This window comes from Arthrobacter sp. NPDC056691 (assembly GCF_042791415.1).
Classification (GTDB): Bacteria; Actinomycetota; Actinomycetes; order Actinomycetales; family Micrococcaceae; genus Arthrobacter.
The window spans coordinates 36,654-61,057 of record NZ_JBHTXX010000009.1 but is presented as its reverse complement, the minus strand read 5'-3'; the positions used below and the strand labels follow the sequence as shown (position 1 = coordinate 61,057).

The 24,404-nt window shown below is 67.8% G+C and carries 19 protein-coding genes; 8 read left to right on the top strand and 11 right to left on the bottom strand.

All coding sequences use genetic code 11. The annotated features are described in order from the left end of the window. Nucleotides 1-24: 24 nt before the first annotated feature. A complete protein-coding gene (hypB, locus tag ACFRAU_RS09835) occupies nucleotides 25-966 on the bottom strand; it encodes a hydrogenase nickel incorporation protein HypB (protein ID WP_377999771.1) in 942 nt (313 codons plus the stop codon). Nucleotides 967-969: 3 nt separating this feature from the next. Further along, nucleotides 970-1,299 carry a hydrogenase maturation nickel metallochaperone HypA gene (locus ACFRAU_RS09830; protein ID WP_377999770.1) on the bottom strand — a complete coding sequence of 110 codons (330 nt, stop codon included), beginning with the start codon at nucleotides 1,297-1,299 and terminating at the stop codon, nucleotides 970-972. A 67-nt stretch (nucleotides 1,300-1,366) separates the two neighbouring features. Between ACFRAU_RS09830 and ACFRAU_RS09825 the strand changes: the two genes are divergently transcribed. Beyond that, entirely contained in the window at nucleotides 1,367-1,672 is a 306-nt protein-coding gene (locus tag ACFRAU_RS09825) for a hypothetical protein (protein WP_377999769.1), read from the top strand. A 35-nt stretch (nucleotides 1,673-1,707) separates the two neighbouring features. Here ACFRAU_RS09825 and ACFRAU_RS09820 read toward each other — a convergent pair whose 3' ends face one another. Continuing rightward, nucleotides 1,708-2,337, bottom strand: a complete 630-nt coding sequence (locus ACFRAU_RS09820; RefSeq protein ID WP_377994527.1) for a DedA family protein — start codon at nucleotides 2,335-2,337, stop codon at nucleotides 1,708-1,710. Between the two features lie 151 nt (nucleotides 2,338-2,488). On the opposite strand from ACFRAU_RS09820, the gene ACFRAU_RS09815 reads away from it, so the two are divergent. Further along, entirely contained in the window at nucleotides 2,489-3,019 is a 531-nt protein-coding gene (locus ACFRAU_RS09815) for an O-acetyl-ADP-ribose deacetylase (RefSeq protein WP_377999768.1), read from the top strand. Between the two features lie 15 nt (nucleotides 3,020-3,034). On the opposite strand, the gene ACFRAU_RS09810 is transcribed toward ACFRAU_RS09815, so the two are convergent. Both ACFRAU_RS09810 and ACFRAU_RS09805 read right to left on the bottom strand, forming a co-directional pair. Further along, a complete protein-coding gene (locus ACFRAU_RS09810) occupies nucleotides 3,035-3,988 on the bottom strand; it encodes an RluA family pseudouridine synthase (RefSeq protein WP_377999833.1) in 954 nt (317 codons plus the stop codon). A gap of 131 nt (nucleotides 3,989-4,119) precedes the next feature. Then, nucleotides 4,120-4,695 carry a TetR-like C-terminal domain-containing protein gene (locus ACFRAU_RS09805; RefSeq protein WP_377999767.1) on the bottom strand — a complete coding sequence of 192 codons (576 nt, stop codon included), beginning with the start codon at nucleotides 4,693-4,695 and terminating at the stop codon, nucleotides 4,120-4,122. 107 nt (nucleotides 4,696-4,802) lie between these two features. On the opposite strand from ACFRAU_RS09805, the gene ACFRAU_RS09800 reads away from it, so the two are divergent. Further along, nucleotides 4,803-5,306: a DUF4188 domain-containing protein gene (locus ACFRAU_RS09800; protein WP_377999766.1), complete on the top strand. Its 504-nt coding sequence runs from the start codon at nucleotides 4,803-4,805 to the stop codon at nucleotides 5,304-5,306. Between the two features lie 13 nt (nucleotides 5,307-5,319). On the opposite strand, the gene ACFRAU_RS09795 is transcribed toward ACFRAU_RS09800, so the two are convergent. Then, complete coding sequence (locus ACFRAU_RS09795) at nucleotides 5,320-6,801, bottom strand: PLP-dependent aminotransferase family protein (protein ID WP_377999765.1); 1,482 nt, start codon at nucleotides 6,799-6,801, stop codon at nucleotides 5,320-5,322. Nucleotides 6,802-6,861: 60 nt separating this feature from the next. Between ACFRAU_RS09795 and ACFRAU_RS09790 the strand changes: the two genes are divergently transcribed. After that, nucleotides 6,862-7,506, top strand: a complete 645-nt coding sequence (locus ACFRAU_RS09790) for a YitT family protein (protein ID WP_377999764.1) — start codon at nucleotides 6,862-6,864, stop codon at nucleotides 7,504-7,506. A 35-nt stretch (nucleotides 7,507-7,541) separates the two neighbouring features. On the opposite strand, the gene ACFRAU_RS09785 is transcribed toward ACFRAU_RS09790, so the two are convergent. The 4 genes from ACFRAU_RS09785 to ACFRAU_RS09770 all read right to left on the bottom strand — a co-directional run bounded on the left by ACFRAU_RS09785 (nucleotide 7,542) and on the right by ACFRAU_RS09770 (nucleotide 15,927). After that, nucleotides 7,542-8,444 carry an Fpg/Nei family DNA glycosylase gene (locus tag ACFRAU_RS09785; RefSeq protein ID WP_377999763.1) on the bottom strand — a complete coding sequence of 301 codons (903 nt, stop codon included), beginning with the start codon at nucleotides 8,442-8,444 and terminating at the stop codon, nucleotides 7,542-7,544. Next, nucleotides 8,437-13,560: a DEAD/DEAH box helicase gene (locus ACFRAU_RS09780; RefSeq protein ID WP_377999762.1), complete on the bottom strand. Its 5,124-nt coding sequence runs from the start codon at nucleotides 13,558-13,560 to the stop codon at nucleotides 8,437-8,439. Before ACFRAU_RS09780 ends, ACFRAU_RS09785 begins: the two co-directional genes overlap by 8 nt. A 51-nt stretch (nucleotides 13,561-13,611) precedes the next feature. Then, nucleotides 13,612-15,102, bottom strand: coding sequence for an FAD-dependent oxidoreductase (locus ACFRAU_RS09775; RefSeq protein ID WP_377999761.1), 1,491 nt, complete (start codon nucleotides 15,100-15,102; stop codon nucleotides 13,612-13,614). 159 nt (nucleotides 15,103-15,261) lie between these two features. Further along, complete coding sequence (locus tag ACFRAU_RS09770; RefSeq protein ID WP_377999760.1) at nucleotides 15,262-15,927, bottom strand: DUF4232 domain-containing protein; 666 nt, start codon at nucleotides 15,925-15,927, stop codon at nucleotides 15,262-15,264. Nucleotides 15,928-16,386: 459 nt separating this feature from the next. Between ACFRAU_RS09770 and ACFRAU_RS09765 the strand changes: the two genes are divergently transcribed. The 3 genes from ACFRAU_RS09765 to ACFRAU_RS09755 are packed head-to-tail and all read left to right on the top strand — an operon-like array spanning nucleotide 16,387 to nucleotide 23,148. Beyond that, on the top strand, nucleotides 16,387-19,560 hold the full coding sequence (locus ACFRAU_RS09765; RefSeq protein WP_377999759.1) for an efflux RND transporter permease subunit: 3,174 nt from the start codon (nucleotides 16,387-16,389) through the stop codon (nucleotides 19,558-19,560). Continuing rightward, a complete protein-coding gene (locus tag ACFRAU_RS09760; protein WP_377999758.1) occupies nucleotides 19,557-20,009 on the top strand; it encodes a hypothetical protein in 453 nt (150 codons plus the stop codon). The genes ACFRAU_RS09765 and ACFRAU_RS09760 overlap by 4 nt, the downstream gene beginning before the upstream one ends. Before the next feature lies 1 nt (nucleotide 20,010). Then, entirely contained in the window at nucleotides 20,011-23,148 is a 3,138-nt protein-coding gene (locus ACFRAU_RS09755; protein WP_377999757.1) for an efflux RND transporter permease subunit, read from the top strand. Here ACFRAU_RS09755 and ACFRAU_RS09750 read toward each other — a convergent pair. Then, the gene (locus tag ACFRAU_RS09750; RefSeq protein WP_377999756.1) at nucleotides 23,138-23,725 is read right to left on the bottom strand and encodes an SRPBCC family protein; all 588 of its coding nucleotides are present in this window, start codon (nucleotides 23,723-23,725) and stop codon (nucleotides 23,138-23,140) included. The two genes, ACFRAU_RS09755 and ACFRAU_RS09750, sit on opposite strands and share 11 nt — an antisense overlap. Nucleotides 23,726-23,838: 113 nt before the next feature. Between ACFRAU_RS09750 and ACFRAU_RS09745 the strand changes: the two genes are divergently transcribed. After that, nucleotides 23,839-24,192 (top strand): hypothetical protein, encoded by a 354-nt coding sequence (locus ACFRAU_RS09745; RefSeq protein ID WP_377999755.1) that lies wholly within the window; start codon nucleotides 23,839-23,841, stop codon nucleotides 24,190-24,192. Nucleotides 24,193-24,404: the final 212 nt, after the last annotated feature.

Here is a 24,404-nt window from a genome sequence, read left to right as displayed (position 1 = left end):
TCTTTTCAGTGCCCCCTGCGGGGCTCAGTGTGCTTCTGTCAGGGAGCCGGTCAGGGGTTCTGACCGGGCTGTCCCGGGGATCGGCGCCGCCGCGGAGGAGGTGCCGCCATCGAGCCAGCCGTACCAGGCGGCGAGGCCTTCGCCGGTGGTGGCGGACAGCGTGAGGAATTCGGCCCGCGGATTGATCTGCCGGATGCGGCGCAGGCACTCGTCGACGTCGAAGTCGACGTAGGGGAGCAGGTCCGACTTGTTGACGATGACGAGGTCGGCCGCCATGAACATGTGCGGGTATTTCTGGGGTTTGTCATCACCTTCCGTAACCGAGACGATCACCACCCTGGCTGTTTCGCCAAGGTCAAAAAGCGCGGGGCAGACGAGGTTGCCCACATTTTCAATGAAGACCGTGGAGCCCGGCTCCGGGGACAGCGCATCAAGGCCGCGCTGCAGCATGTCGGCGTCGAGGTGGCAGCCCGCTCCGGTGTTGATCTGGATGACGGGGCGCCCGGTGGCGCGGATGCGGTCCGCGTCGAGAGACGTCTCCTGGTCCCCTTCGATCACGCCTGCGTTCAGGCGCCCGCCGAGCTCCGTCAAAGTGCGGACCAGCAGGGTGGTCTTGCCAGCGCCCGGCGAACTCATGACGTTGAAGGCACGGACTCCCCGGCCGGCAAGCCAGCCGCGGTTTGTGGCGGCCAGCAGGTCGTTCTTGGCCAGCAGGTTCTGTTCGAGCACGATGGTCTCCGTGCCCGGATCCGCATGGTGGTGCCCGTTGACATCCCCGTGGTGGTAGTCGGGGGAGTCAGCGTGGACGTGGGGGTGCTCATGGGAGTCTGCGTGCTCGTGTGTGTATGTGCGCCCGTGCTCGTCCGTATGGCTGTGCGGGTGCCCCTGCCCGGGCGCCTGCAGTTCGCCTGCGAGGTTTGAAATGCGGGTGCCGGCGTCATCGCCGCAACCGCATGTTGTACACATGTCCTATGCCACCTCCACGGACATCAGCATCAGCTCACGGCCGCCGAGGACTTCGACGTCCGCGCTTCCGCAAGGGCAAAGCAGGATGAGATCGCTCAGGCTGAATTCGTCCTGGCAGCTGCGGCACCGTCCCCGGCCCTGCGGTTCCTCGATCTGCAGCCGCGCGCCGGCCAGCGGAGTGCCCGCCGTTGCCACGTCAAAACAAAAGCGCACGGCATCAGCCAGTACGCCGGAAAGGGGACCGATCCTCAGGTTGACCGCCGTGACCGTCCGTTCGCCTGTGCGGTTGAGAACGGCGTCGATAAGGCCCTGCGTGATGGAGAGTTCGTGCATAATCGCGCCCCTTCCTGCCAAGATAGGCTCGCGCCAGACAAAACGCAACCGGCGCTAGGGTGGGAGGATGCCGTCCTTCCAGACCAGACTCAAGATCACCGGGCTGAAGCCGGGCAACCCTCCCGAAGCCGTGATGGATACCGCCGTCGAGTCGCTGCGGTCGCGGCACCACGTGGAGTCACACCAGCTGGAACTGGCCGGCGGTGTGCCGCAGCTGAACCTGCGGTTCCTCGTGGAGGCCACCGCCTACAGCAGTGAGAACAGTGCAGCCCGGGAGTCGGCCGCCGTGATGCGCGACGCCGTCGAACGCGTTGCGCTGACAGGCTCACTTTCGGTGCTCCGCCGCAGCCGCGGCCGCTGGGCGCCCGTTTAGGCTTGGGCGCGCTTTTAGGCTTGGGCGCCGGGACCTTACATGCCTGGCCCGGGGGCGCTGCCCGGTTCGTCCACCGGGGAGCGGTCGCCGCGCCGGCGGGTGACGATGAGGCCCACGACAGCACCGATCACCAGGCCAACGGCAACACCGATCAGCGAACTCGCCCAGAAGGGCAGCCGCGTGGCGGAGCCCGTGAAGTAGCCGAGACCCACGAGCCATGTCGCCCACAGCACCGCTCCCAGCCCGGCGCACAGGCTGAAGCCCCGGGTTGAGACGTCGGCGATGCCCGCGGCGGCTGACGTCGCAAGCCGGCCCCCGGGGATGAACCGGGCGCCGATGATGGTGCCGTAGGCGGAGGACCGGCCGGCCTTGGCGATGGCCTCGTGGATGCCACGGTGGACCTTCCGGCCCCACGTCCAGCGGTCCAGGATATGGCTCAGCCTGCGCTTGAACAGCTGGAACACCACCATGTCGCCCAGCCACGATGCGGTGGCGGACAGGAGGCCGACCAGGAACAGGTTGGCCCGGCCCTCGGCGGACAGGGCACCGCCCGTGATCAGCACCATCTCGGACGGGATGGGCGGAAAGATGGCATCGCCGAGCACAGCGGGAACGATCCAGAAGTAGATCGCGGTGCTCCACGTGTCCGGATTGCCGAAGTCCATCTGCACAACGTACCGCACACGGAAGGGGAGCGCGCCGGGAGCATGGCCCCCACGTGGCAGGACTCTCCGCCCGGCGGACCCTGTCCGCCCGGCGGACCCTGTCCGCCTGGCGGGCCTACGACTGGCCGCGGGACAGTGCCACACTGGCTGCATGCGGATGGAGATCGTTGAGGGTGACATCACCGGACGGCCGGTGGACGCGGTAGTCAATGCGGCCAATTCCTCGCTGCTGGGCGGCGGTGGTGTGGACGGGGCGATTCACCGCGCGGCTGGGCCTGAACTGCTGGCCGCCTGCCGCGAGCTGAGGGCGACGACGCTCCGGGACGGGCTGCCCGTGGGTGCTGCCGTGGCCACCCCCGGGTTCGGGCTGCCGGCGCGCTGGATCATCCACACCGTCGGGCCCAACCGCCACGCAGGGCAGACCAACCCGGCACTGCTGGCGTCCTGTTTCACCGAGTGCCTGCGGGTCGCCGAGGGCCTGGGTGCCGGGTCGTTGGCCTTTCCCGCGGTGAGCGCGGGGGTTTACGGCTGGGACGCCCGCCAAGTGGCGCAGATAGCCTTCGACGCCGTCCGGTCCTATGCCGCCCGTTCCGGGGAAGGTGGCGTGGAGCTGGTGGAGTTCGTGCTCTTCAGCCCGGAAACCGTGGCGGTCTTCCGGACTGTCCTTGAAGGTGCTTCCTAGCGGACTTCGGCCTGGTTAGCGGACTTCGCTCAGCTGGAGGCGGCTGCGGTACTCGACGGCCGCCTTGGTGATGGGGTCCACGAACCGGATGCCGCGTGCCAGCAGCTGCAGCGGTTTGGTGTAGTCGTCGGGTGCCTTGTCCAGCAGTTCGGGGTAGAACGAATCGTGCAGGATGCCCAGCCCCAGTGAGGCCATGTGCACGCGGAGCTGGTGGGTTTTCCCGGAGTGCGGTTCGAGCCGGTACAGGCCGAGGCGTCCTGCTCCGGCGGCCGTCTGGCCGCCGGCAGCACCGCCGTCGAACGTCCGCAGCAGGTCGATGCGCGTCTCCGCATTCGGCTCGCCGTCGATGACTTCCGCCAGAAGGTAGCTGCGGGACTTGGTCATCCGATTGCGGACCACTACCGGGAAGTCGACGGCGGGATGCCCGGCAGCCGGTTCCGCTGCGGACACGCACTCGTATTCCTTCTGGACCTGGCGCTTCTCGAACAGCACCTGGTACTTCCCCCGCGTCTCGGGGTTGGTGGAGAGCAGGAGGATGCCCGCGGTCATGCGGTCCAGGCGGTGCATCGGGATCAGGTCCGGGAGGTCCAGCTGGTTCCTGAGCCGGACCAGCGCCGATTCCTGGATGTATGTGCCGCCGGGGGTGGTCGGAAGGAAATGCGGCTTGTCCACCACCAGGATGTGCTCGTCCTGGTGCAGGATGTTCAGCTCCACGGGCAGCCGGGTTTCCGGCGGGAGGGTGCGGTAGTACCAGATGAAGGTGTGGTCCTCGAGCCTGGTGCCGCGGTGCAGGGGGATGCCGCCCTCGCCCACGATCTCGCCGGCGTCGAACCGGTCCTCGATGCCCTGGGGGTCGATGTGCCCCCAGCGGTGCATCATGTAGTCCATTGCGGTGTCCCAGGGCCCCTCGTCCGGGAGACGCAGGCGGGTCGCGTTCACGCCGTCGCGCACGGGAAGGGGGGATTGCATCACCGGTCCATTCTACTTTGCGCCCGAATCCCGCCTTCCCCGCCCCCACTTCGACGGTTCCCTGCCCACTCGACGGCCCGCGCCGTCGAACACGCAGGGAACCGTCGAAACGGCAAGGGACACCCCCCGGGTCAGGCGGCCCAGCCCCGGATCATCGCGTCCAGCGCCGCGGAATACGCCGACTGCCAGTCGGTTTCCGGCGGGCCGACGCGCGCCAATTCCAGGCTTACGAGGCCATGGACCTGTCCCCAGATAGCCGTGGCCACCGCTTCCACGGGCACCTGCAAGAGGGTGCCGGCGGACTGCGCCGATGCCACGGCCTCAGCCAGCGGAGCCATGGCGCCAGCGGCGACCTCGGGGCTCGGCTGACACTCGGTGTAGGCCGCCATGGCGCCGCCGAACATCAGGCGGTACAGGGCCTGGTGCTCCAAAGCCCAGGTCCTGTACGCCACGCCCAGGCCGCGGAGGCCGCCGGGTGCGGCGGCTTCCTGGGAATCGTGAAAGGACCGGAATCCATGGTCCATCACTGCGGTCAGGAGCTGCGACTTCCCGCCGAACAGCGAGTAGATGGCGGTGGTGGAGGTCTGTGCGGCTGCTGCCACGTCGCGCAGTGCCACCCGGCCTGGCCCCTCCCTGGCGACGAGATCGGCGGTCGCGGCAAGAAGCTCCTGCCGGAGGGCGTCGTTGTGCAGTACGGGTCTTGCCATGGGTCCCATTGTTTCATAACATCGTTTCATAACGGCGTTATGAAACGCGGTCAGCAAATGTCCCGAACAACTCTCCAGGGAACTTCGTTCCGGAAGTGAGAACCCCCATGAGTCAGAACGTATATTCCGGCCGCTTTACCGCGGACGTACAGCGCGGGTCTGTGACTGTCTTCCTCATCGGCATGCGTGCGAACCGGTGGTGGAAGGTGGGAACCGTGGCCAAGGTTGCGGCGGCAATGCCCAGGATGCTCCGCCACCTCGCCGGGAACCCGGCGTCGGGCATGCTGGGATGCGAGCAGTGGTTTGGGCGCACGACTGTCATGGTCAGCTACTGGGAAAGCCCGGAGCACCTGCAGAAGTTCGCGGCAGACCGTGAGTCACCGCACCTGGAGCCCTGGCGCCGGTTCATGAAGGAGGTGGCCGGTTCAGGGGATGTGGGCGTGTGGCATGAGACGTACCACGTGCCTGCCGAGGGGATTGAAACCATCTACAACGGGATGCCGCTCTTCGGCCTGGCCAAGGCTACGGCGCAGGTCGCCGTCGGGCCGGGCAGCAACACGGCGCGGCAGCGCATTGGGCGGCCGGGTAGATCCGCTCCCGCTGGAGCTTAGGCGCCACCGCAAGTCAGGCGATGGCGGTGGCGGGCGAGTCCCGCAGTGTCCGCCGGAGCTGCGGGGCGGCGTCCAGCCTGTCCTGGGCCGCCCGCAGCGCGAGGACTGCGGTCTCCAGCTGGTCCGGCGGCAGGGTGAACGGAATGCGGAGGAAGTTTTCGAACACCCCGCCCACACCAAAGCGCGGCCCGGCGGCAAGGCGGATGCCGAACTCCGGGGCGATGACGGTCAGGGCCGTGCTGCTGGGTGACGGCAGCCGGCACCAGGCTGCCAGGCCGCCGTCGGGCCGTTCCGCCTCCCATTGCGGCAGGTGCGCCTGCAGCAGTTCCAGCAGCGCGGACCGGTTCTCCCGGAGCGCAGACAGGCGGGCCGGCAGGGGGTCGGCCAGGTTCCGCACCAGGTGCGCCGCCGCAAGCTGCTCCACCACCGGACCGCCCAGATCCATCGTGGTCCGGACGGCCGCGAACCGCTGAATCAGGCTCTCCGACGCGCGGATCCACCCGGTGCGCATGCCCGCCCAGTGGGACTTGCTCAGCGATCCGATGGACACCACGGCCGGGCTGAAGGAAGCCAGCGGTGCCGTCGTGGCGCCGTCGAGGTTTAACTCACGGAGCGTCTCATCCACCACCAGGACAGTGCCCGACGCCGCAGCGGCGCGGACCAGGCGGCGGCGCTGCGCGTCGGGCATCAGCCGGCCGGTGGGGTTGTGGAAATCCGGGACCGTGTAGAACATGCGGGGCCGCTGCTGCGCGAGGGCTGACTCGGTCGAGTCCAGGTCCCAGCCCCGCTCCGGCGCAGGCGGCAGGGGCACCGGAACCATGCGGCAGCCGGTGGCGCGGATGGCGTCCAGCGCGTTCGGGTAGGTGGGCTGCTCCACGAGGACCCTGTCCTGTTTGCCGACCAGCGCCCGCAGCGCGACGTTGAGGGCATGCTGCGCGCCGGACGTTACCAGAATCTGGCTGGCCGTGGTGGGCACGCCGGCGTCGGCATAGTGGCCGGCAATCGCCTCCCGAAGGGCCGGCACGCCTAGGGCGTCGTAGCCGAAGCCCGGCAGCAGGGCGGGCAGCTCCGTGAGGGCGGCGGCGAAGGACTGGTGGACCGCCTCCCCGCTGGCCGGGAGCGACGCATACGCGAGGTCGATGACGCCGTCGGGAACAGCCAGGCCCGGCGCCCCCGATAACGCCGCCCGGGAGTCCCGTTCCTGGCCTGCTGTGTAGGCCGTCCGCGGCAGGCACGTGCGGCCGCGAGTGCCCTGGCCGCTGCTCAGGAACCCCTGTTCGCGCAGGCTTGCATACGCCGCCGTCACAGTGGTGCGGCTGACGGCGAGCGTCGCGGACAGCGTCCGCTCGCTGGGCAGCGCGGTGCCCAGCGGGATGCGTCCGTCCAGGACCAAAAGACGGACGACGTCGGCCAGCTCGCGGTAGGCGGGAGCGTTGCCGCGGTGCCACTGGCCCAGAAAACGGGCGAGGGCGGTGGGCGTGAGTGATCCGGACATGAGGCCAGTATTTCAAACTGGCCATGGAAAACAAGGCCAGTTATGCCGCAGGATGGTTCAATGATGATCCGCAGACTTGTACAGCTCTTCACCGGCCTCGCCATGTACGGCATTTCGCTGGCCCTGTTCATCCGGGCCGGACTCGGCCTGGACCCCTGGGACGTGTTCCACCAGGGTGTCGCCGGCAAGACGGGCCTGAGCATCGGCGTCGTGGTCATCATCATCAGCTTCCTGGTGCTCCTGCTGTGGATTCCGCTGCGGCAGCGGCCGGGCTTCGGTACCCTGTGCAATGCTGTCCTCGTGGGCGTCTTTGCCGACGTCGGGCTCGCCCTGATCCCCTCGTTCTCGCACCTCGGGGGCCAGATCGCGATGCTGGGCGGTGCGGTGGTGCTGAACGGGATCGCCTCCGCGTGCTACATCGGTGCCCGCTTCGGCCCCGGCGCCCGTGACGGGCTCATGACCGGCCTGACGCGGCGCACCGGCTGGTCCGTGCGTCTGTCCCGCACCCTGATCGAGGTGGTGGTGCTCGGTGCGGGCTGGCTCCTGGGCGGTTCGGTGGGCGTGGGAACAGTGGTTTATGCTCTGGCGATCGGCCCGCTGGTCCAGTTGCTGCTGCCCTATTTCATGGTTCCGGCCGCCCTCGGCAAAACCGTCGATCCAAAGTCCGGGGACCGCGCGGGCCAGTCCGAGGTGGCCACCTCCTGACGCTGGCTGGCTACCCCGAGCCGTCCCGATAGTGTTCAGGCGTCGGAGCCGCCCAGCAGCGGCTGGCATGTCGGGCAGAAGTAGATGTCGCGCTCCTCGGTGACCGCCGGGGGCGCGCTGCCGGGATTCCCCGCCGCAGCCATTCCCGCACCACTCTTGCCAGGCACACTCTTCCCCAGCGCGCCGTGCCGGATGGGCGTCCGGCAGCGCAGGCACGGCTGGTGCTCGCGCCGGTACACCCAGTAGCCCGGACGGCCGGCTGCCCGGCCCACCGGAGTTCCGCGGGCGTTGAGCAGGGTGGTCCGGCGGCCCGGTCCCAGGTTCGCCTCGAGGAGCTGCTTGGCGTCGGCGAACATGGCCGGCCAGTCCTTCACCGCGGCAACAGGCGACGCCGGGTGGATGCCGGCCAGGAAGCACACCTCGCAGCGGTAGATGTTCCCGATGCCCGCGAGGTTGCTCTGGTCCAGGAGGGCCACGCCCACCGGCACGTCCGGCCTCGCCAGCACCCGGCGCTCGGCCTCGGCCGGGTCCCAGTCCGGGCCCAGCAGGTCCGGGCCGAGGAACCCCACAGCCCTGTCCTCCTCGCTGGTCCTGATCACCTCGAGCAGGCCAAGGGAAAACCCGACGGCGTCTGCCGCGGCCGTACGGAGCACGCACCGGGCCGTGAATCCCGGCTTCCGCCACCGGCCGCCCGGCGGGTAGACCTGCCAGCTGCCCTCCATCTTCAGGTGCGAGTGGATGGTCAGCCGCTCCTGGGCAGGTCCGGCCAGCCGCATCAGCAGGTGCTTGCCGCGGGGAACAACCTCCTCCATGGTCCAGCCGGCCAGGTTCAGCGTGGCGAAACGGGGCACGCGGAAGTCGGACGCGAGAAGTTTCTGGCCTGCAAGGGCAGCGTGCAGCTGGTTGGCGGCACGCCAGACGGAGTCACCTTCAGGCACGGATTCTCAGCCCCTTTGGTGTGGAGTAGGCCCCGGCGGCCGTCAAGGCCGATGCCGCAGCGGTGTCGAGGATGCCGTGGCCGTTGACCTTTTCCATCACGAGCTTGTCCACCGCGCCCCGTTTCACCACGTCCACGAGGGCACCGGCAGCCGCGGCGAGGACGGATTCGTCTTCGGCAAAGACCAACAGCGTCTTGCCGCCACGTTCGACATACAGCACCAGCGCGCCGTCGACCAGCACCACCAGCGCACCGGCTTTCCGCCCCGGCCGGTGCCCGGTGCCTGCTTCGACATTGCCGGCCGGCCACGGCAGGGCGGCGCCATAGGGGTTGGCCGGATCTGTTGCCGCCAGGGCCAGCGCCACGGGTTCCGGCTTGGCCAGCTGGGCGTCCTCCGTGTACGAGCGCAGCCGGTCGACGGTTGCGGGCACGGCGAACTGGGCAGCACCGAGATGCTCGATGAAGTACCCCCGCCTGCAGCGTCCCGCCTCCTCCAGCCGGGCCAGGACCTTGTACATGAGTCCGAATCCGCCCAGGATGTTCTCCGCCATGACCGAGCCGCGGGTCACCACGCCATACCTGTCGAGCAGCAGCTCCGCGGTGGCGCGGGCGTGGACAGTGGGATCGAGTTCAGGTGTCGGGAGTGCAGACCAGCGCCCAGCAGCGAGGGGCGGGGTGGGCACCGCGCCGCCGGCGGACCCGTACCGTCCGCCGGACAGGCCCGGCGAGCCGAGCAGGCCCGCGCCGTGCGACCGTCCCAGCCGGCTGAGGCGCGGCGCCCTGGCCCGCGGCGACCGCGCAACCTGCCGGTGGGCGGTGTGCCCGCCGGCGATCAGCGACCGGACCGGGGCGAACGTGTCCCCGGTGACCCGGCCGGCCCACGCCAGATCCCAGATCGCCGACACGACGTCCTGGTCGCCCAGTACCGCGTCCATGCCGCCGGCAATGTCCGTCAGCTGCCGGAAAAAGTAGCCGCCACCGTTGGCCTGCAGATGGTCCAGCAGCCGCCGCTGGGCGTCGCCCGGTTCAAAATCCGGGGCCGGATTCAGCGTCAGCTCCACCGAATCCGCCAGGTGCAGGCTGATCCAGCCGTCGTTGCCGGGCAGCGCACCGGCGCCTGACCAGAGGACCTCGCCGGCGGCCATGAGCTCGTCCAGCATGGCGGGCTGGTAATTGGACACCCTGCTGGCGAGCACCAGCGGTTCCCAGGCCGAAGCCGGGATGGGCACGCCGGAAAGCTGGTCCACGGCAGTGATGATGCCGTCGAGTCCGCGCAGCCCCGGCTGTCCCCGTCCAGCGCCGGGCGTGCGGATGTTCTGCCAGGCGGGCAGAAACCTGCCGTAGGCGGTGACGTCGACGGGCTCCACCTCGGCCCGCAGCGCAGCGAGCGAACGGCGGCGGAGCTTGCGGAGGACCTCTGCGTCGCACCATTCGCTGCCGGCCAGTGCCACTGTCGCGGAGGCGACGGCCGACGCCGCCGCGGCCTCCGCGACGGGGTCAAGGCCGGAATCGCGATCCGACTCGGCAGCTGAGCCTTCGCCAGCGGGCTCTGCGGCGGGAGGCTCCGTGTGGGGCCGGAACTCGCCCTCAACCACGCGGCCGTCGGCCGCCAGCCGCTTCAGGGCAGTTCCGACGACGGCGGCACCAAGTCCCAGCCTGGCCGCGGCTTCGGTGGCGGTAAACGGGCCATGGGTGCGGGCATAGCGGGAGACGAGGTCGCCCAGCGGGTCCGCCACCGGCTCGATGAAGGCAAGCGGGACGCCCATGGGCAGCGGAACACCGATGGCGTCGCGCAGCCTGGCCGCGTCTTCCACGGCGGCGAAGCGTTCGGCGCCGGCGATGGTCACCTTGATGGCCCGGTTCGCCCGCTGCAGGGCCGTGAGGTGGGCGGCGGCCTCGGACACTGTGGCCTCGGACACTGTGGCCTCGGACGGCGGGGTGTCTGCGGGCCTGGTTTCGACGGGTTCAACCAGCGGAGCTTCGACGGGCTCAACCAGCGGAGAGTCGGCGGGCTCAGCCGGCGGGGCGAGTCTGGCGGCGACTTCCCCGGGGTCCAGGGGGCCGAGCAGCCGCAGAAGATCGGCCACGCCCTCCATGCCGCGGACTTTCCGGTCGGGGGCAAGGCGCTGCAGTTCGCGTTCGGTGGCGTCGATGACCCTGGCGTCCAGGAGTTCGCGCAGTTCCACCCGGCCGAGGAGTTCGTTGAGCAGCGTGGAGTCGAGGGCCAGCGCGGCCGCCCGCCGTTCGGCGAGCGGGGAATCGCCTTCGTAGAGGAACTGCGCCACGTAGCCGAACAGCAGCGACTTGGCGAAAGGGGACGGCTGCTGCGTGGTGGTCTGGACGATCCGGAGCTCGCGCCGCTCCACCGAGGCGGCGATATCCTTTAGCGCCGGCAGGTCGTACACATCCTGCAGGCATTCACGGACGGTTTCCAGCACGATCGGGAACTGCGGGTACTTCCGGGCAACATCCAGCAGCTGGGCGGACCGCTGCCGCTGCTGCCACAGCGGCTGCCGCTTTCCGGGCGTCTGCCGGGGCAGCAGCAGGGCGCGCGCCGCGCACTCGCGGAAGCGCGACGCGAACAGGGCACTGCCGCCCACCTCCGCGGTGACAATCTGCTCCAGCTCCTCGGGGTCGAACAGGAACAGCTCCGCGCCGGGCGGCTCGTCCTCCATCATCGGGACGCGGAGCACAATGCCGTCGTCGGCGGCCATGGCTGATCCGTCCAGCCCGTACCGCTGGTGCAGCCGCTGGCCGACCGCGAGGGCCCAGGGTGCGTGGACCGGCATGCCGAAGGGGCTGTGCAGGATGACCCGCCAGTCGCCGAGTTCGTCGTGGAACCGTTCCACCACCAGGGTTGTATCGCTGGGGACCACTTCCGTGGCCAGCTTCTGTTCGGACAGGTACTGCAGGAGGTTGTTGGCGGCGTAGTCGTCAAGGCCGCTGGCCTTGCAGCGCTCGGTGGCAGGGCCGACGTCGGACGCCGACAGTTCGCGGACAAACGCGCCAAGGGCTCGGCCCAGGTCCACGGGGCGTCCCAGCGAGTCACCCTTCCAGAAGGGCAGCTTGCCGGGCTGGCCGAACGCCGGCGAGACGAGCACGCGGTCGTGCGTGATGTCCTCGATCTTCCAGCTGGTGGCACCCAGTGCGAAGATGTCGCCGACGCGGGATTCGTAGACCATCTCCTCGTCGAGTTCGCCGACCCGCCGGCCGCCCTTGGCCGTGCCTGAGCCCCTGCCGTCACCCGCTCCCGCAGGTGAGGCCGAGCCCTCCGTCTCCGTGCCGATGATGTAGACGCCGAACAGCCCGCGGTCCGGGATGGTGCCGCCGGACGTGACCGCCAGCCGCTGGGCGCCCGGCCTGCCCTCGATGGTCCCGGCGTTGCGGTCCCAGACGATCCGCGGGCGGAGTTCGGCGAACTCATCCGAGGGGTACCGGCCGGCCAGCAGGTCCAGCGTGGCCTCGAAGGCGGACCGGGGGAGCGTGGCGAACGGTGCCGAGCGGCGGACGGTGGAGAACCATTCCTCCACGTCGATGCTGCCCAGCGCGGTGGCCGCGACGGTCTGCTGGGCCAGGATGTCAAGGGGGTTGGCCGGGACACTGAGCCGCTCGATCTTGCCGTCCAGCATGCGCTCAACGGTGATGGCGGTGTGCACGAGGTCAGCCCGGTGCTTGGGGAACAGGTAGCCCTGGGAGATCTCGCCCACCTGGTGCCCGGCACGGCCCACCCGCTGCAGCCCGCTGGCCACCGAGGGCGGCGACTCGACCTGCACCACGAGGTCCACGGCACCCATGTCGATGCCGAGTTCCAGCGAGGACGTGGCCACCACGCAGCGCAGCCGGCCGGACTTCAGGTCGTCCTCGATCAGGGCACGCTGGTCCTTGGACACTGAACCGTGGTGGGCGCGGGCCAGCAGCGGATCGGCCCCCGCAGTGCTGCCGGCCTGCGCCATCATGTGGGCGGGTGTGGCGGTCGACGCCGGAACGCCTCCGGGTGGGGGCGGGGCGGGGTCATCCCAGCCTCCGCCAACGCTCAGGAGCTGGCGTTCCGCGTGGATCTCGTTGAGCCGCGCGGTCAGGCGTTCCGCCAGCCGGCGGGAGTTGGCAAAGACGATCGTGGACTGGTTGGCCAGCACCAGGTCCACGATCTTTTCCTCCACATGGGGCCAGATGGAGGCCTGCGGCTGCAGTCCGGAAGCCGGCCCGGAATCGAAGGCCCCGGCTGCGCCCTGCAGATCGGACATGTCCTCCACCGGGACGGACACCGTGAGGTCCCAGTTCTTCCGCGAGGGCGGGGCCACGATCTCCACCGGGGCGGAACCGGCCAGGAACTGCGCCACGAGTTCCCGCGGCTCGACGGTGGCCGAGAGCCCGATCCGCTGCGCCGGTGCGGGGAGTAAAGCGTCAAGCCGCTCGAGCGAGACGGCGAGATGGGCGCCCCGCTTGGTGCCGGCCACGGCGTGGACCTCGTCCACGATCACGGTGTCCACCTCGCTGAGCGTTTCCCGTGCCCTGGACGTGAGCATCAGGAACAGGGATTCGGGGGTGGTGATCAGGATGTCCGGCGGGTTGCTGAGCAGGGCGCGGCGGTCCGAGGCGGGGGTATCCCCGGACCGGACTCCGACGGTGATCAGGGGAGCCGGCAGGTCAAGCCGCTTGGCAGTCTGGGTGATGCCGATGAGGGGCGACCGGAGGTTCCGTTCGACGTCGACGCCAAGCGCCTTGAGCGGCGAGATGTACAGCACACGGGTTTTCCGCTTGGGCTTCCGCGCCCGTGACTGCCTGGTCTTGGTGCCGGCCGGAGGCTCTTCGAGGCCGGGCAGCGCGGCAGGATCAGGGCCGGCAGCCTCGGGCAAAGCGGCAGCCGGTGCAGCCGACCCGGACACCAGGAGCCTGTCCAGCGCCCACAGGAACGCCGCCAGGGTCTTGCCGGAGCCCGTGGGCGCGACCACCAGGGCGTGTGAGCCGGACGAGATCGCGTTCCAGGCGCCCTGCTGGGCGGGGGTGGGCTCGGAGAAGGCACCGAGGAACCACTCCCTGGTGGGCTGGCTGAACTGGCCCATCGGGTCCCCTGGTGAAGTGCCGGTGGACGTGCCGGCAGGCTCCCGCGGTTGCATGCCTCCATCATGCCTCACGGCACTGACACTGAATGAAGCACCGGGGATGCCTTACCCGGCCGGCGGAAGGTCCCGGGTGGCCGGCCCCTCCAGCACCTGCCCCGTGCTGCTGAACCGGGAGCCGTGCAGCGGACAGTCCCAGGATTTTTCGTTGTCGTTCCAGTGCAGGATCCCGCCCAGATGCGTGCAGACGGCAGACAGGCTGCACGTCGTTCCATCAATGGTGGAGGTCGCCACGGGCTTCCGTTCGCGCATGGCCACGGTGCCCGTGCCCTCCGCCGGCGTGGTGCCGTCCGACGGAGGCAGCTGCCGGACCCTGCCCCAGTCCTTGGCCAGCGTAGCGGCCACGCCCGCGTTGAGGGTTACGGCCGAGGCAGCGCCCGGGGGTGACGTCACTCGGCGGTGGATGGTGTTGGCCCACGGCAGCTGGCCGCCGAGGATGTCCGCCGCGATGCCCAGGGATGCGGCCACCGCGTTGGTCATGCCCCACTTGTTGTAGCCGGTGGCGAAGAGGATGCGCCCACGGCCGCGGGGCAGCTTGCCGAAGAACGGCATGAGGTTGGTGGCCTGGTAATCCTGCGCGGACCACGTGTGCGTGACGGTGGCATCCGGGAAATGCTGCCGCGCCCATGACAGGACGTTCTCCAGATGTGCCTGTTCCGAGCGGGCTTTGCCCACCGGGTGCCCGTTGCCGCCCACCAGCAGGAGATTCCTTCCGTCCGCCGGGTAGTCCCGGAGGGAACGCACGGGCTGCTCCACGGAAATGTACATGCCTTCCGGCGGTGCCGCGCCTCCTGCCAGCTCCAGGGCTGCGGCGTAGGAGCGGTTCGGCTTGAGCTTGGCGAAGTAAAGGCCGCGGTTCAGGATGGGGCTGCCCGTTGCCAGCACCACCGAGTCGGCCTGGACCGATCCGCGGTCAGTGTGGACGGTCGACGGTCCCGCGCCCGTGACGTTCCGGACCCGGACCCCCGTGACGATCCGGCCGCCGTGGCCCCGGACATCCGCTGCCAGCGCGGTGAGCACATCCATGGGGTTGATCTGGGCCTGCCCGCGAAGGCGTACTGCTCCCCGGATGGGAAACGGCAGCCCCGCGTCGCGTACGTAGTCCACCTCCAGGTCGGCGGCGAGGGCAGCCGTGAGCTCCCCGCGGACTGCCTCCGTGCCCTGCTGTGTGGCGGCGTAGGTGTAGGCGTCGCGCAGCTGGAACGGCACCCCGCGCTGCTCCATGTACCGCAGCAGCCACGCCTGCCCTTCCCGGTTGCCGGACACATAGGCGTCCACCACTTTCTGGGGGTACTGCTGCCGGAGGGCGGAAAGCACGGTGCCCTGCAGCAGGGTGACCTTGGCGGTGGTGTTGCCGGTGGCCGCGGCACCCAGTCCCCGTGCCTCCAGGACAAGCACGTCCTGTCCCGAGCGCGCCAGCAGCAGCGCCGTGGTCAGTCCGGTCAGGCCCGCACCCACCACCACGGTGTCAAAGGATTCGCCGGGGGTGAACGGGTCGCCGGTGAAAGTGTCGGTACGGTCCAACCAGAGTGACGTCACGTGTCTCTACCTGCCTTTGGCCTGCGTCTTTGTCGCGGGGCGTTCCCGCGGCAGGCCCGGCGCTGCCCGCCAGGACCCCGACGTAACCGTAAGTGTACTTACGAAGTTCTGGCCCGAACAGGCGTGGGACAGCGCAGGTTGCTTGGGGCAAGTTTTGCGCTAGCGGGCCTGGAATGCGCCGATGCTCAGCAGCTGAATGGAGGCATTGCTGCAGGCATCCGAGGGCCGGGCCACGAACAGCGACGCCGTGTCCTCCGGCGGGTAGATCCGGAATCCGGCGGCAGCGGTTTTGGTGCAGTCCGGGTAGTTCCCCGCCTGCGTGTAGCGGAGCACCGCGGTGCCTGACTTCCCCGGCGCCAGCAGGACGTCCTGGACGGCGACGGACGTGTCGCGCTGGGCCGGGGCCCCGATCGGCTGCCCGTTAGGTCCGGTGGTCAGGGACACGCCCGCGAACCCCTTCAGGTGGCAGGAGGCCTTGCCGCTGTTGGTGAGGATCAGCTCCATGTAGACGCTGCCCGCGGCACCGCCGCCTGTGGCGTCCGTGGTGGCCTTCAGTCCTGAGGCCTTGCACAGCTGGGCGCCGGCGGCGGTGGACTGCGGTGCCGCTGAAGTCGTAGCCGGCTGCGATTGGGCAGGTGAAGCAGAGGACGACGGCGGTGCGGAAGTTTCGGGGGCCACCTGAGTGCTGGGGGTGGTTGAGCCGGGTGCCGGTTCGGTTGTCCCCTGGATGGCGGGCTGGCTTGGTCCGCAGGCGGTGAGTAGCAGCGCCAGTGCGGCAGCCGCCGTCGTGCATAGTAGTCCGTTGTTGGTTCGCTGAGGCCTCATGGCTCTAACATTGCGGGCGTTCCTCCCGGAGTCAACGAAGGCGCGGCGGTGGCCCTGATTTGATGCCCGGATTGTGACATCGGAGGTGGCGGGATTCGCCGTTCGGTCCAAAACGGTTCCAACCGACGTTGATGCAACGATAAACCACTTTGGTAGTGCTAAATAAGCCAATTTCGAAGGAAAAGTTGCGTTGATCTGCAGTTTTCGGTGTGCCAAAATGATCTTGGTCTCACTTGTCCACACCTTGTAGGAATTTGAGAAGCCAGCAAGGAAATACCGCTCGTAGTCTGGCCGCGGTCCGTCATCGCTCCCGCTGCCAGAAGTGTCCTCCGGCCAAGGAGGATGCGCAGGGTTGAGGGGGAGACAGCTCGGCACTCGTCCGCTGCAACGCCGCTGCGGACGTACCTGAAGAGGCGCATCAGTCATTGGTTTCCGGCAACGCCGCCGAAGCCAATAACGATGGGGGCTGAGGTTATGACCGGTTGGCTTGTCCGCTGGAGTCTTAAGTTTCGATTGATTGTTTTAGCCGCTGCTGCCGGCATTCTGGGGTTCGGATTAACCACCCTGCCGTCCATGCCAGTGGATAATTTGCCAGAATTCTCTCCACCCCATGTGGAGATCCAAACCGAGGCACTGGGCCTGTCCGCCGTGGAGGTCGAACAGCTTATTACCTCGCCCATGGAGGCCGACCTGCTGAACGGGGTTGCCTGGCTCGACGAAATACGTTCGAAGTCAGTCCCGGGGCTCTCCTCGATTGAAATGGTTTTTGAGCCTGGCACCGATATTCTCCGTGCCCGGCAGCTCGTTGCAGAGCGGCTGACGCAGGCTTTCGCGCTGCCCAACGTGTCATCCCCGCCGGTTCTGATGCAGCCGCTCTCCTCGACCAGCCGCGTCATGATGGTGCAGATGACCTCCCAGGACGTGTCACCGATCGACATGTCCGTCCTGGCCCGCTGGGACGTCAAGCCGGCGCTGATGGGTGTCCCGGGCGTGGCCAACGTTTCCATTTACGGCCAGCGTGAACAGCAGCTGCAGGTGCAGGTGGACCCGAAGCAGCTCCGTGCGAAGAACATCACCCTTAACCAGGTGGTCGAGACCGCCGGCAACGCGGTGTGGGTGTCCCCGTTGAGCTTCCTGGAAGCGTCAACTCCGGGCACAGGCGGCTTCCTCGAGTCCGCCAACCAGCGCATCGGCATCCAGCACGTGCTTCCGATCCGGACACCGGCAGACCTCGGCAAGGTCAGCGTTGAAGGCGCAACGGACAAATCGCTGACGCTGGCTGACGTCACCACACTGAGTGAGGACCACCAGCCGCTGATCGGTGACGCCGTCACCGGCAAGTCGCCGGGCCTGCTGCTGGTCATCGAGAAGTTCCCGGACACGAGCGTCGCGGATGTGACGCAGGGTGTTGAGGCGGTGCTGGACGGCCTGCGTCCTGGCCTTTCGGGCATCACCGTGGACTCCACGGTGTTCCGGCCGGCCTCATTCGTTGAGTCCGCCGTCGGCAGCCTGGGCCTGGCCCTGCTGGTCAGCCTCCTGGTGGTCACGGCGGCGGTCGGCATCGCATTCCGCTCCTGGCGGTACGCCGTGCTGGCCTTCGTTTCCATGTCCGTGGCGGCCATGGCTGCGGCGCTGGTGCTGCAGTTCCAGGGAGCGGTCCTGAACGTCATGGCGTTCGCCGGCCTGGTCCTTGCCCTGCTCGTTGTCATCGGCGACGTCATCACCGACCTGCACAGCTTCCGGCGGGAATCGGCCGACGACCGGGTATCCCGTGAAGCGTTGCTTGCCCACGGGCTGCAGCGGTCCCGCGTTCCCGTCCTGTTCGCCGGACTCACGGCGCTGCTCGCAGTGGCGCCGGCGCTGTTCGTGCCTGGCGTGGAGGGTGCGTTCCTGAAGCCTCTGGTGCTGTCCTACCTGCTGGCCACCGCCGTGGCAATGCTCGTCGCCCTGACAGTCACGCCCGCCCTTGCGAGCCTGCTGCTGCGGGGTCACCGGCGGCCCCGGCGCAGCTTTTCGGTGGTCCGCAAAGCGCGGCTCGGCTACGAGCGTTCGGCGCGGGCCTTCACCGGAACCGTGGCCACGGTGTTCGCCCTTGCGGCGGCGGCAATGGCCATTGCGGCACTTGCCATCGTCCCTGCTGCCACGAAGGAACTTCCGGTTGTGGCCGCTGTACCCGACCGGACCCTCCTCGTGGAATGGGAAGCGGCGGCAAGCACCGGGACTGACGTGATGAACAGGGTCATGACCAAGGCCAGCGAAGAGCTCAGCGGAATCCGCGGAGTCTCCTCTGTGGGCGGCCACGTTGGACGGGCCATTACCTCCGATACCTCCTCGGACGTCAACGCCGGCGAGCTGTGGGTGACCATGGAGGACGGCGTCAACGTCAGCAGGGTGCGCTCTGAAGTGCGGGAGATTGTTGAGGGATACCCGGGCATGACGGCGAAGGTCACCACCTACCCGGAGCAGCAGGTTGCTGCTGCCAGCGCGATCGACAACCGGCAGTTCAGGGTGCGCGTTTTCGGCGTGGACCTGGAGATCCTCCGGCAGAAAGCAGACGAAATCCGCGGGATCCTCTCGCGTACCAACGGCGTGGTTGACCCTCAGGTGGATGTCACGGTAGCCCAGCCTGTTGCGGAAATCGAGGTTGACCTGGCCAAGGCGCAGAAGCAGGGCGTCAAGCCCGGCGATGTCCGGCGGGCGGCTGCCACCGTTCTGCAGGGCATCGAGGTGGGGTATCTGTTCGAGCAGCAAAAGGTCTTCCAGGTGATCGTCAAAGGTACGGAATCCACCCGGAACAGCCTGACCAGCGTTACCGACATGATGGTTGACAAGCCTGAAGGCGGGCAGGTCCGGCTGGGCGACGTGGCCAAGGTCACGCTCCGCCCGAACCAGGCCGTGATCCATCATGACGACACCTCCAGGCGCATCGACGTCGTGGCGAACATCCAGGGCCGCAACCTGGGCGATGTCACCCGGGACGTCCAGGCCGCCATCAAGGGAATGCAGTTCCCGGTGGAGTACCACGCTGAGATCCCGCCGCAGTACGCCGAAAAGCAGGCCGCCGGTGCGTTTATCTGGTGGCTCGCCCTCGCGGCGGCAGCCGGCATCCTGGTCCTGCTGCTGACCGTCCTGGGCAACTGGCGGCTCGCCGGTCTGGTGTTCCTGCTGCTCCCGGTGGCACTGTCCGGTGGCATTCTCGCCGCCGATCTGGGCGGCGGTTTCGGCTCCGTCTACGTGCTGGTGGCGCTGGCAGCAGTCCTCGCCCTGGCAATCCGGGACGTGGTCATGCTGATGGGAACGTACCAGTCCCTGCAGTCCCGCGCCCCGTCGGATTCGCCGGCGCATCTCATGCGGCAGGCGGCCGGGGAGCGGCTTCTGCCAACGGTTCTGACCACCGTGATCACCGGACTGGCACTGGTGCCGCTGGTGCTGCTCGGCGGCCCGGTTGGCGGGGGCATGATCCTTCCGCTGGCACTGGTTGTGTGGGGCGGGCTTATCACTTCTGCCCTGCTGACCCTCTTTATTCTGCCGATCCTCTTCCTCCGCATTGGTCCACGCTCCAACACGGACTGGGGGAGCTCATTGGTGATCAACAACGGACCGGTTCTGGCAGAGAGGTCGGAATTGTCATGAAAAGCAATAGTAGTTTTGGGGTCTGGCGTTCTGTTCTGGTGCTGGCCTGCGCAGCGTCGATGGGACTCTCCGGATGCGCCGCGGTAAAAACGGCGGCGGCGCCCGCCGGGCAGGCGGCGTCCACCATGGAGAAGGCCGGCCCGGACCTGAACCGGCTGACCCTGACGGACAAGGCAGTGGAAAGGCTGGGAGTAACCACGGTCAAGGTGGCCAAGGGTGAAGGCAGTCCGCTGCAGGTGCCTTATGGAGCCCTGGTCTACGATGCCAACGGCAAGACCTGGGTTTACACCAATCCCGGGCCGCGGACCTACATCCGGGCCGCGGTGACGGTGGACAAGATCGCCGACAACAAGGTGCAGCTCCGCTCCGGTCCGCCTGCAGGAACCGATGTTGTCACCGTTGGTGCCGCGGAACTGTTCGGCGCCGAATTCGGCACAAAGGGTCACTGACATGCGCCGGATTGTCGGGTTCAGCCTGAAATTCCGCGCCTTGGTGGTGGCCATCGCGGTGGCAATGATGGCGTTCGGCGGCGTCCAGCTCAGCACGGCCTCGGTGGATGTGTTTCCCGAATTCGCCCCGCCGAAGGTGGAGATCCAGACCATCGCCATTGGCCTGACCGCCGCCGAGGTGGAGCAGCTGGTGACCGTTCCGCTCGAAGACGCCCTCAACGGCGTCGAGGGCCTGGACGAGATCCGCTCCAAGTCCGTGGAGCAGCTGTCCTCGATCGTGATGATTTTCGCCCCGGGGGCGGACCTGCTCAAGGCCCGCCAGCTGGTCTCGGAGCGGATCGCCACCGTCACGCCGTCGCTGCCCACCTGGGCGGCGCCGCCGGTGATGCTGCAGCCGCTTTCGTCCACCAGCCGGGTCATGAAGATCGGCCTGACATCGGACCAGCGCTCGCTCATGGAAATGTCCATGATCACGTACTGGAAGATCCGCGCCCACCTGCTGCGGGTCCCGGGCGTGGCCAACGTGGCCATCTGGGGTGAGCGCCTGCAGATGCTGCAGGTGCAGGCCATTCCGGAGAAGCTGAAGGCCAACGACGTCAGCCTGAACCAGGTCATGGAGGTCACCGCCAACGCCCTCGATGCCGGCCTGCTGCAGTACTCGCCGGGTTCCGTCATCGGTACCGGCGGCCACATTGAGACGCCTAACCAGCGGCTCAGCATCCAGCACGTGCTGCCGATCACCACTTCGAAGGACCTCGCGGAGATCACCATCGAGGAGAAGAACGGGAAGCCGCTCCGCCTCGGTGACGTGGCCAACGTCGTGGAAGACCACCAGCCGCTCATTGGCGACGCCGTGATCAACCAGGGCGAAGGGCTGATGCTCATCGTCGAGAAACTTCCCTGGGGCAACACCCTGGAAGTCACCAGGGGCGTGGAGGCCGCGCTGGATCAGATGAAGCCGGGACTCAGCAACATCACTGTCGACACGGAGATTTTCCGGCCGGCAACCTTCATCGAGGAGTCCCTGAATAACCTCAGCCGCGCGCTGATGCTGGGCTGCATCCTCGTGGTGCTGGTTCTGGGTGCATTCCTCTTCCAATGGCGCACGGCGCTGATCAGCCTGATCGCCATCCCGCTGTCGCTGGTGACGGCCGCGTCCGTCCTCTACCTCACCGGGGCATCGGTGAACACCATGGTCCTGGCGGGGCTGGTGATTGCGGTCGGGGTGGTGGTGGATGATGCGATCATCGACATCGAGAACATCATCCGAAGACTCCGGCAGCACAGGGCTGAGGGTGGCACAAGATCCACGGCATCGGTGGTCCTGGAGGCCTCGCTGGAGGTCCGCGGGCCGATCATCTATGCCACGCTGATCATCATCGCCGCGGCGGTGCCGATCTTCTTCCTCCAGGGTCTGACCGGGGCCTTCTTCAGGCCGCTGGCCATCTCCTACACGCTGGCCGTGCTGGCGTCGATGCTCGTGGCGCTGACCGTCACCCCCGCGCTAGCACTGATCTTCATGCGGAAAGTCCCGCTGAAGGAGCAGGAACCGCCTTTGGTGAGGGTGCTGAAACGCGGCTACCGCGTGGTCCTGGGCCGGATGGTAAGGCGGCCCGTGGCGGGGTATGCGACCTTCGGCACCATGGCGGCCATCGGCGCCATCACGGCACCGCTGCTCGGGCAGTCGCTGTTGCCTGACTTCAAGGAGCGCGACTTCCTGATGCACTGGCTGACCCAGCCGGGCACGTCGGTTTCTGAGGAGTACCGCGTCAGCCAGAAGGCCTGCGAGGAACTGCTGACGATCCCGGGGGTCCGGAACTGCGGATCTCACATCGGGCAGGCCTTTAACGCCGACGAGGTCGTGGGTGTGTACTTCGGCGAGAACTGGATCAGCATCGACCCCGCAGTCGACTATGACAAGACGCTGAAGTCAATCCATGAAGTGGTGGACGGCTATCCCGGCATCGTGCGTGACGTCCAGACCTACCTGAAGGAGCGGATCCGTGAGGTTCTCACCGGTGCCAGCAACGCCGTCGTCGTCCGGCTTTACGGGGACGACCTGGCGCTCCTGCGCTCAAAGGCGGCGGAAATCCATTCCATCTTCGACGCCACCGAAGGAGCCATCGACGTCCAGACGGCGCTGCAAAAGGACATCCCGCAGGTCAATATCGAGGTCGACCTGGCGAAGGCCCAGAGCTATGGGCTGAAGCCGGGCGACGTCCGGCGGGCCGCGGCAACGTTGGTCGCCGGCGAGGAAGTGGGCGACGTCTACCGGGGCGGCAAGGCATATGACGTCCAGGTCTGGAGCCCGCCGGAGGTCCGTTCCGATATCAGCAGCATCAGGAACCTGCCGATCGATACACCGGGCGGGCAGAAGATCCTGCTGTCCGATGTGGCGAGCGTCCAGGTCAAGCCGACACCGAACGTCATCCAGCGCGATGCGCACTCCCGGCGCATCGATATCCAGGCCAATGTGAAGGAAGGCACGCTGGCCAACGTGGTTGCGGCCATGGAGGACGGGCTCAAGAAAGTGGAGCTGCCTCCGGGATTCCGTACGCAGATCCTGGGTGAGTTCCAGGAGCGCCAGGCGGCGACCAACACCCTGCTGACACTCGCCATCGGGGCACTGGCCGTGATCTACCTGCTGCTGCAGGTGGCCTTCGGAAGCTGGCGGCTGGCGACGCTGGTGATCCTCACCCTGCCGATTGCCCTGGTGGGCGGAGTGTTCGCCGCCTTCATCGGCGGAGGTGTCCTGTCACTGGGCTCCATTGTGGGATTCCTGACGGTCATGGGCATCGCGGCCAGGAACGGCATCCTGCTCATCAACCACTGCCAGCACCTGGAGAAATATGAGGGCGAGAAGTTTGGCCCGGAACTGGTCCTGCGGGGCGCCGGGGAACGCCTCTCGCCGATCCTCATGACCACCCTGGCCACGGGGCTTGCCCTGGTGCCGCTGGTGGTCCTGGGGAACATCCCCGGGCATGAGATTGAACATCCCATGGCCCTGGTGATCCTCGGCGGGCTGGTGACGTCCACCCTGCTCAACCTTTTCGTGGTCCCGTCACTGTACCTGCGGTTCGCCAAGCCGAAGGCCAGCCGGAACCAGGCGCCGCCGGAGCCCGTCCTGGCTAACGCCTAGCCGCGAACCCGCTGGTCCATCCGCCGCCCACGCCCCGCCACCCGCGGAACGTGGGCGGCGGTGGTGCGGGCACGGACTGCGTACCGGTTCCCGCCCGCCGGCGCCGCAGCTCCAGCGCCAGGCTCTCCTGCCCGCGGGCCATTGCCCAGCGGTGGTTGGCCGAGAACCCGGGTTTGAGCAGCCAGCTGAGCCGCCTCAGTAGCGGCTTGGTGGCGCTGACCCGCCAGTCATAGGTGACCAGGACTTCCGGGCCGTCCTGTTCGAACGTCCAGCGTCCGGTCCCGTCCAAATCGCCGGTTGCGCGGATGGCGAAGCCCTTGCCGGTGATCGGTTCCGTGACGGTCAGCGTCCAGCGGAGGGTGTAGGGGAGCCAGCCCTTGGTGTGCAGCCTCGCCATCCGGCCCATGCCGTTCTCCTTGCCCGGATGGATGAGGTCCACCCGGAGGTATACGGACGGCCACCACCGGGCGAGTCCGACGGGGTCGCCCAGGATCTGCGCGACGTCCTCCGCACTCCCGGCCACGCGCCAGGCCGTGAAGAAGGTGTAGTCCGTGCTCCTGGCGCCCTTGGCGTTCATGTGTGCCTCCTGCAGCTCCTGCCCGCGAAAAGATCTGCAACCATTCAAGCGCGTGCCGGCCGTCCGCCATAGACTGCAGGCGTAAGTCACCACCCCGAAATTGAGGAGTAGCGATGAACTACAGCGGAAGCCAGTATGAGAAGGCCGTGACGGCAGGGGATCTTGACCGCAGTCATGTGGGCCAGACGGTGAGCTTTCAGTCGAACGATTTCACCGTGGTGTTCGGCAGGATCGCCGGAATTGCCCGGACCGAAGCCCAGGTGTACCTGACCCTGGACGGTGTCGGCGGCGGCACGCACCTGAAGGATGAGTACGACCTGCCCGTGGCGCACGAGGTGTATGTGCAGCTGGATCCGCTGAGCACGGCGGGAAAGACCATCTCGGATGCGGAGCGGGTCATTAAGGAGAAGCTGGACGAGATCAAGAGGAACCTCCTCGACCGGGAACAGAAGCCCGGCCAGGAGTAACCGGCCCCGGCTCTGGCCTTAAGCGAAGTACCCGCTGCACCGGAGTGCAGCGGGTACTTCCAGGCAACCGCTCCGTATATGGGGGAACACGGAGCGCTCCCGTCCAAACTAATGGAAAGCCTGCTTAGGTTTCAAACCGGCGCCACTTTTTCCCAAGCCCTCGGCGGTACTATCCCGCTACCGTCGCCGTAACGGGTCTCACGGATCTACGG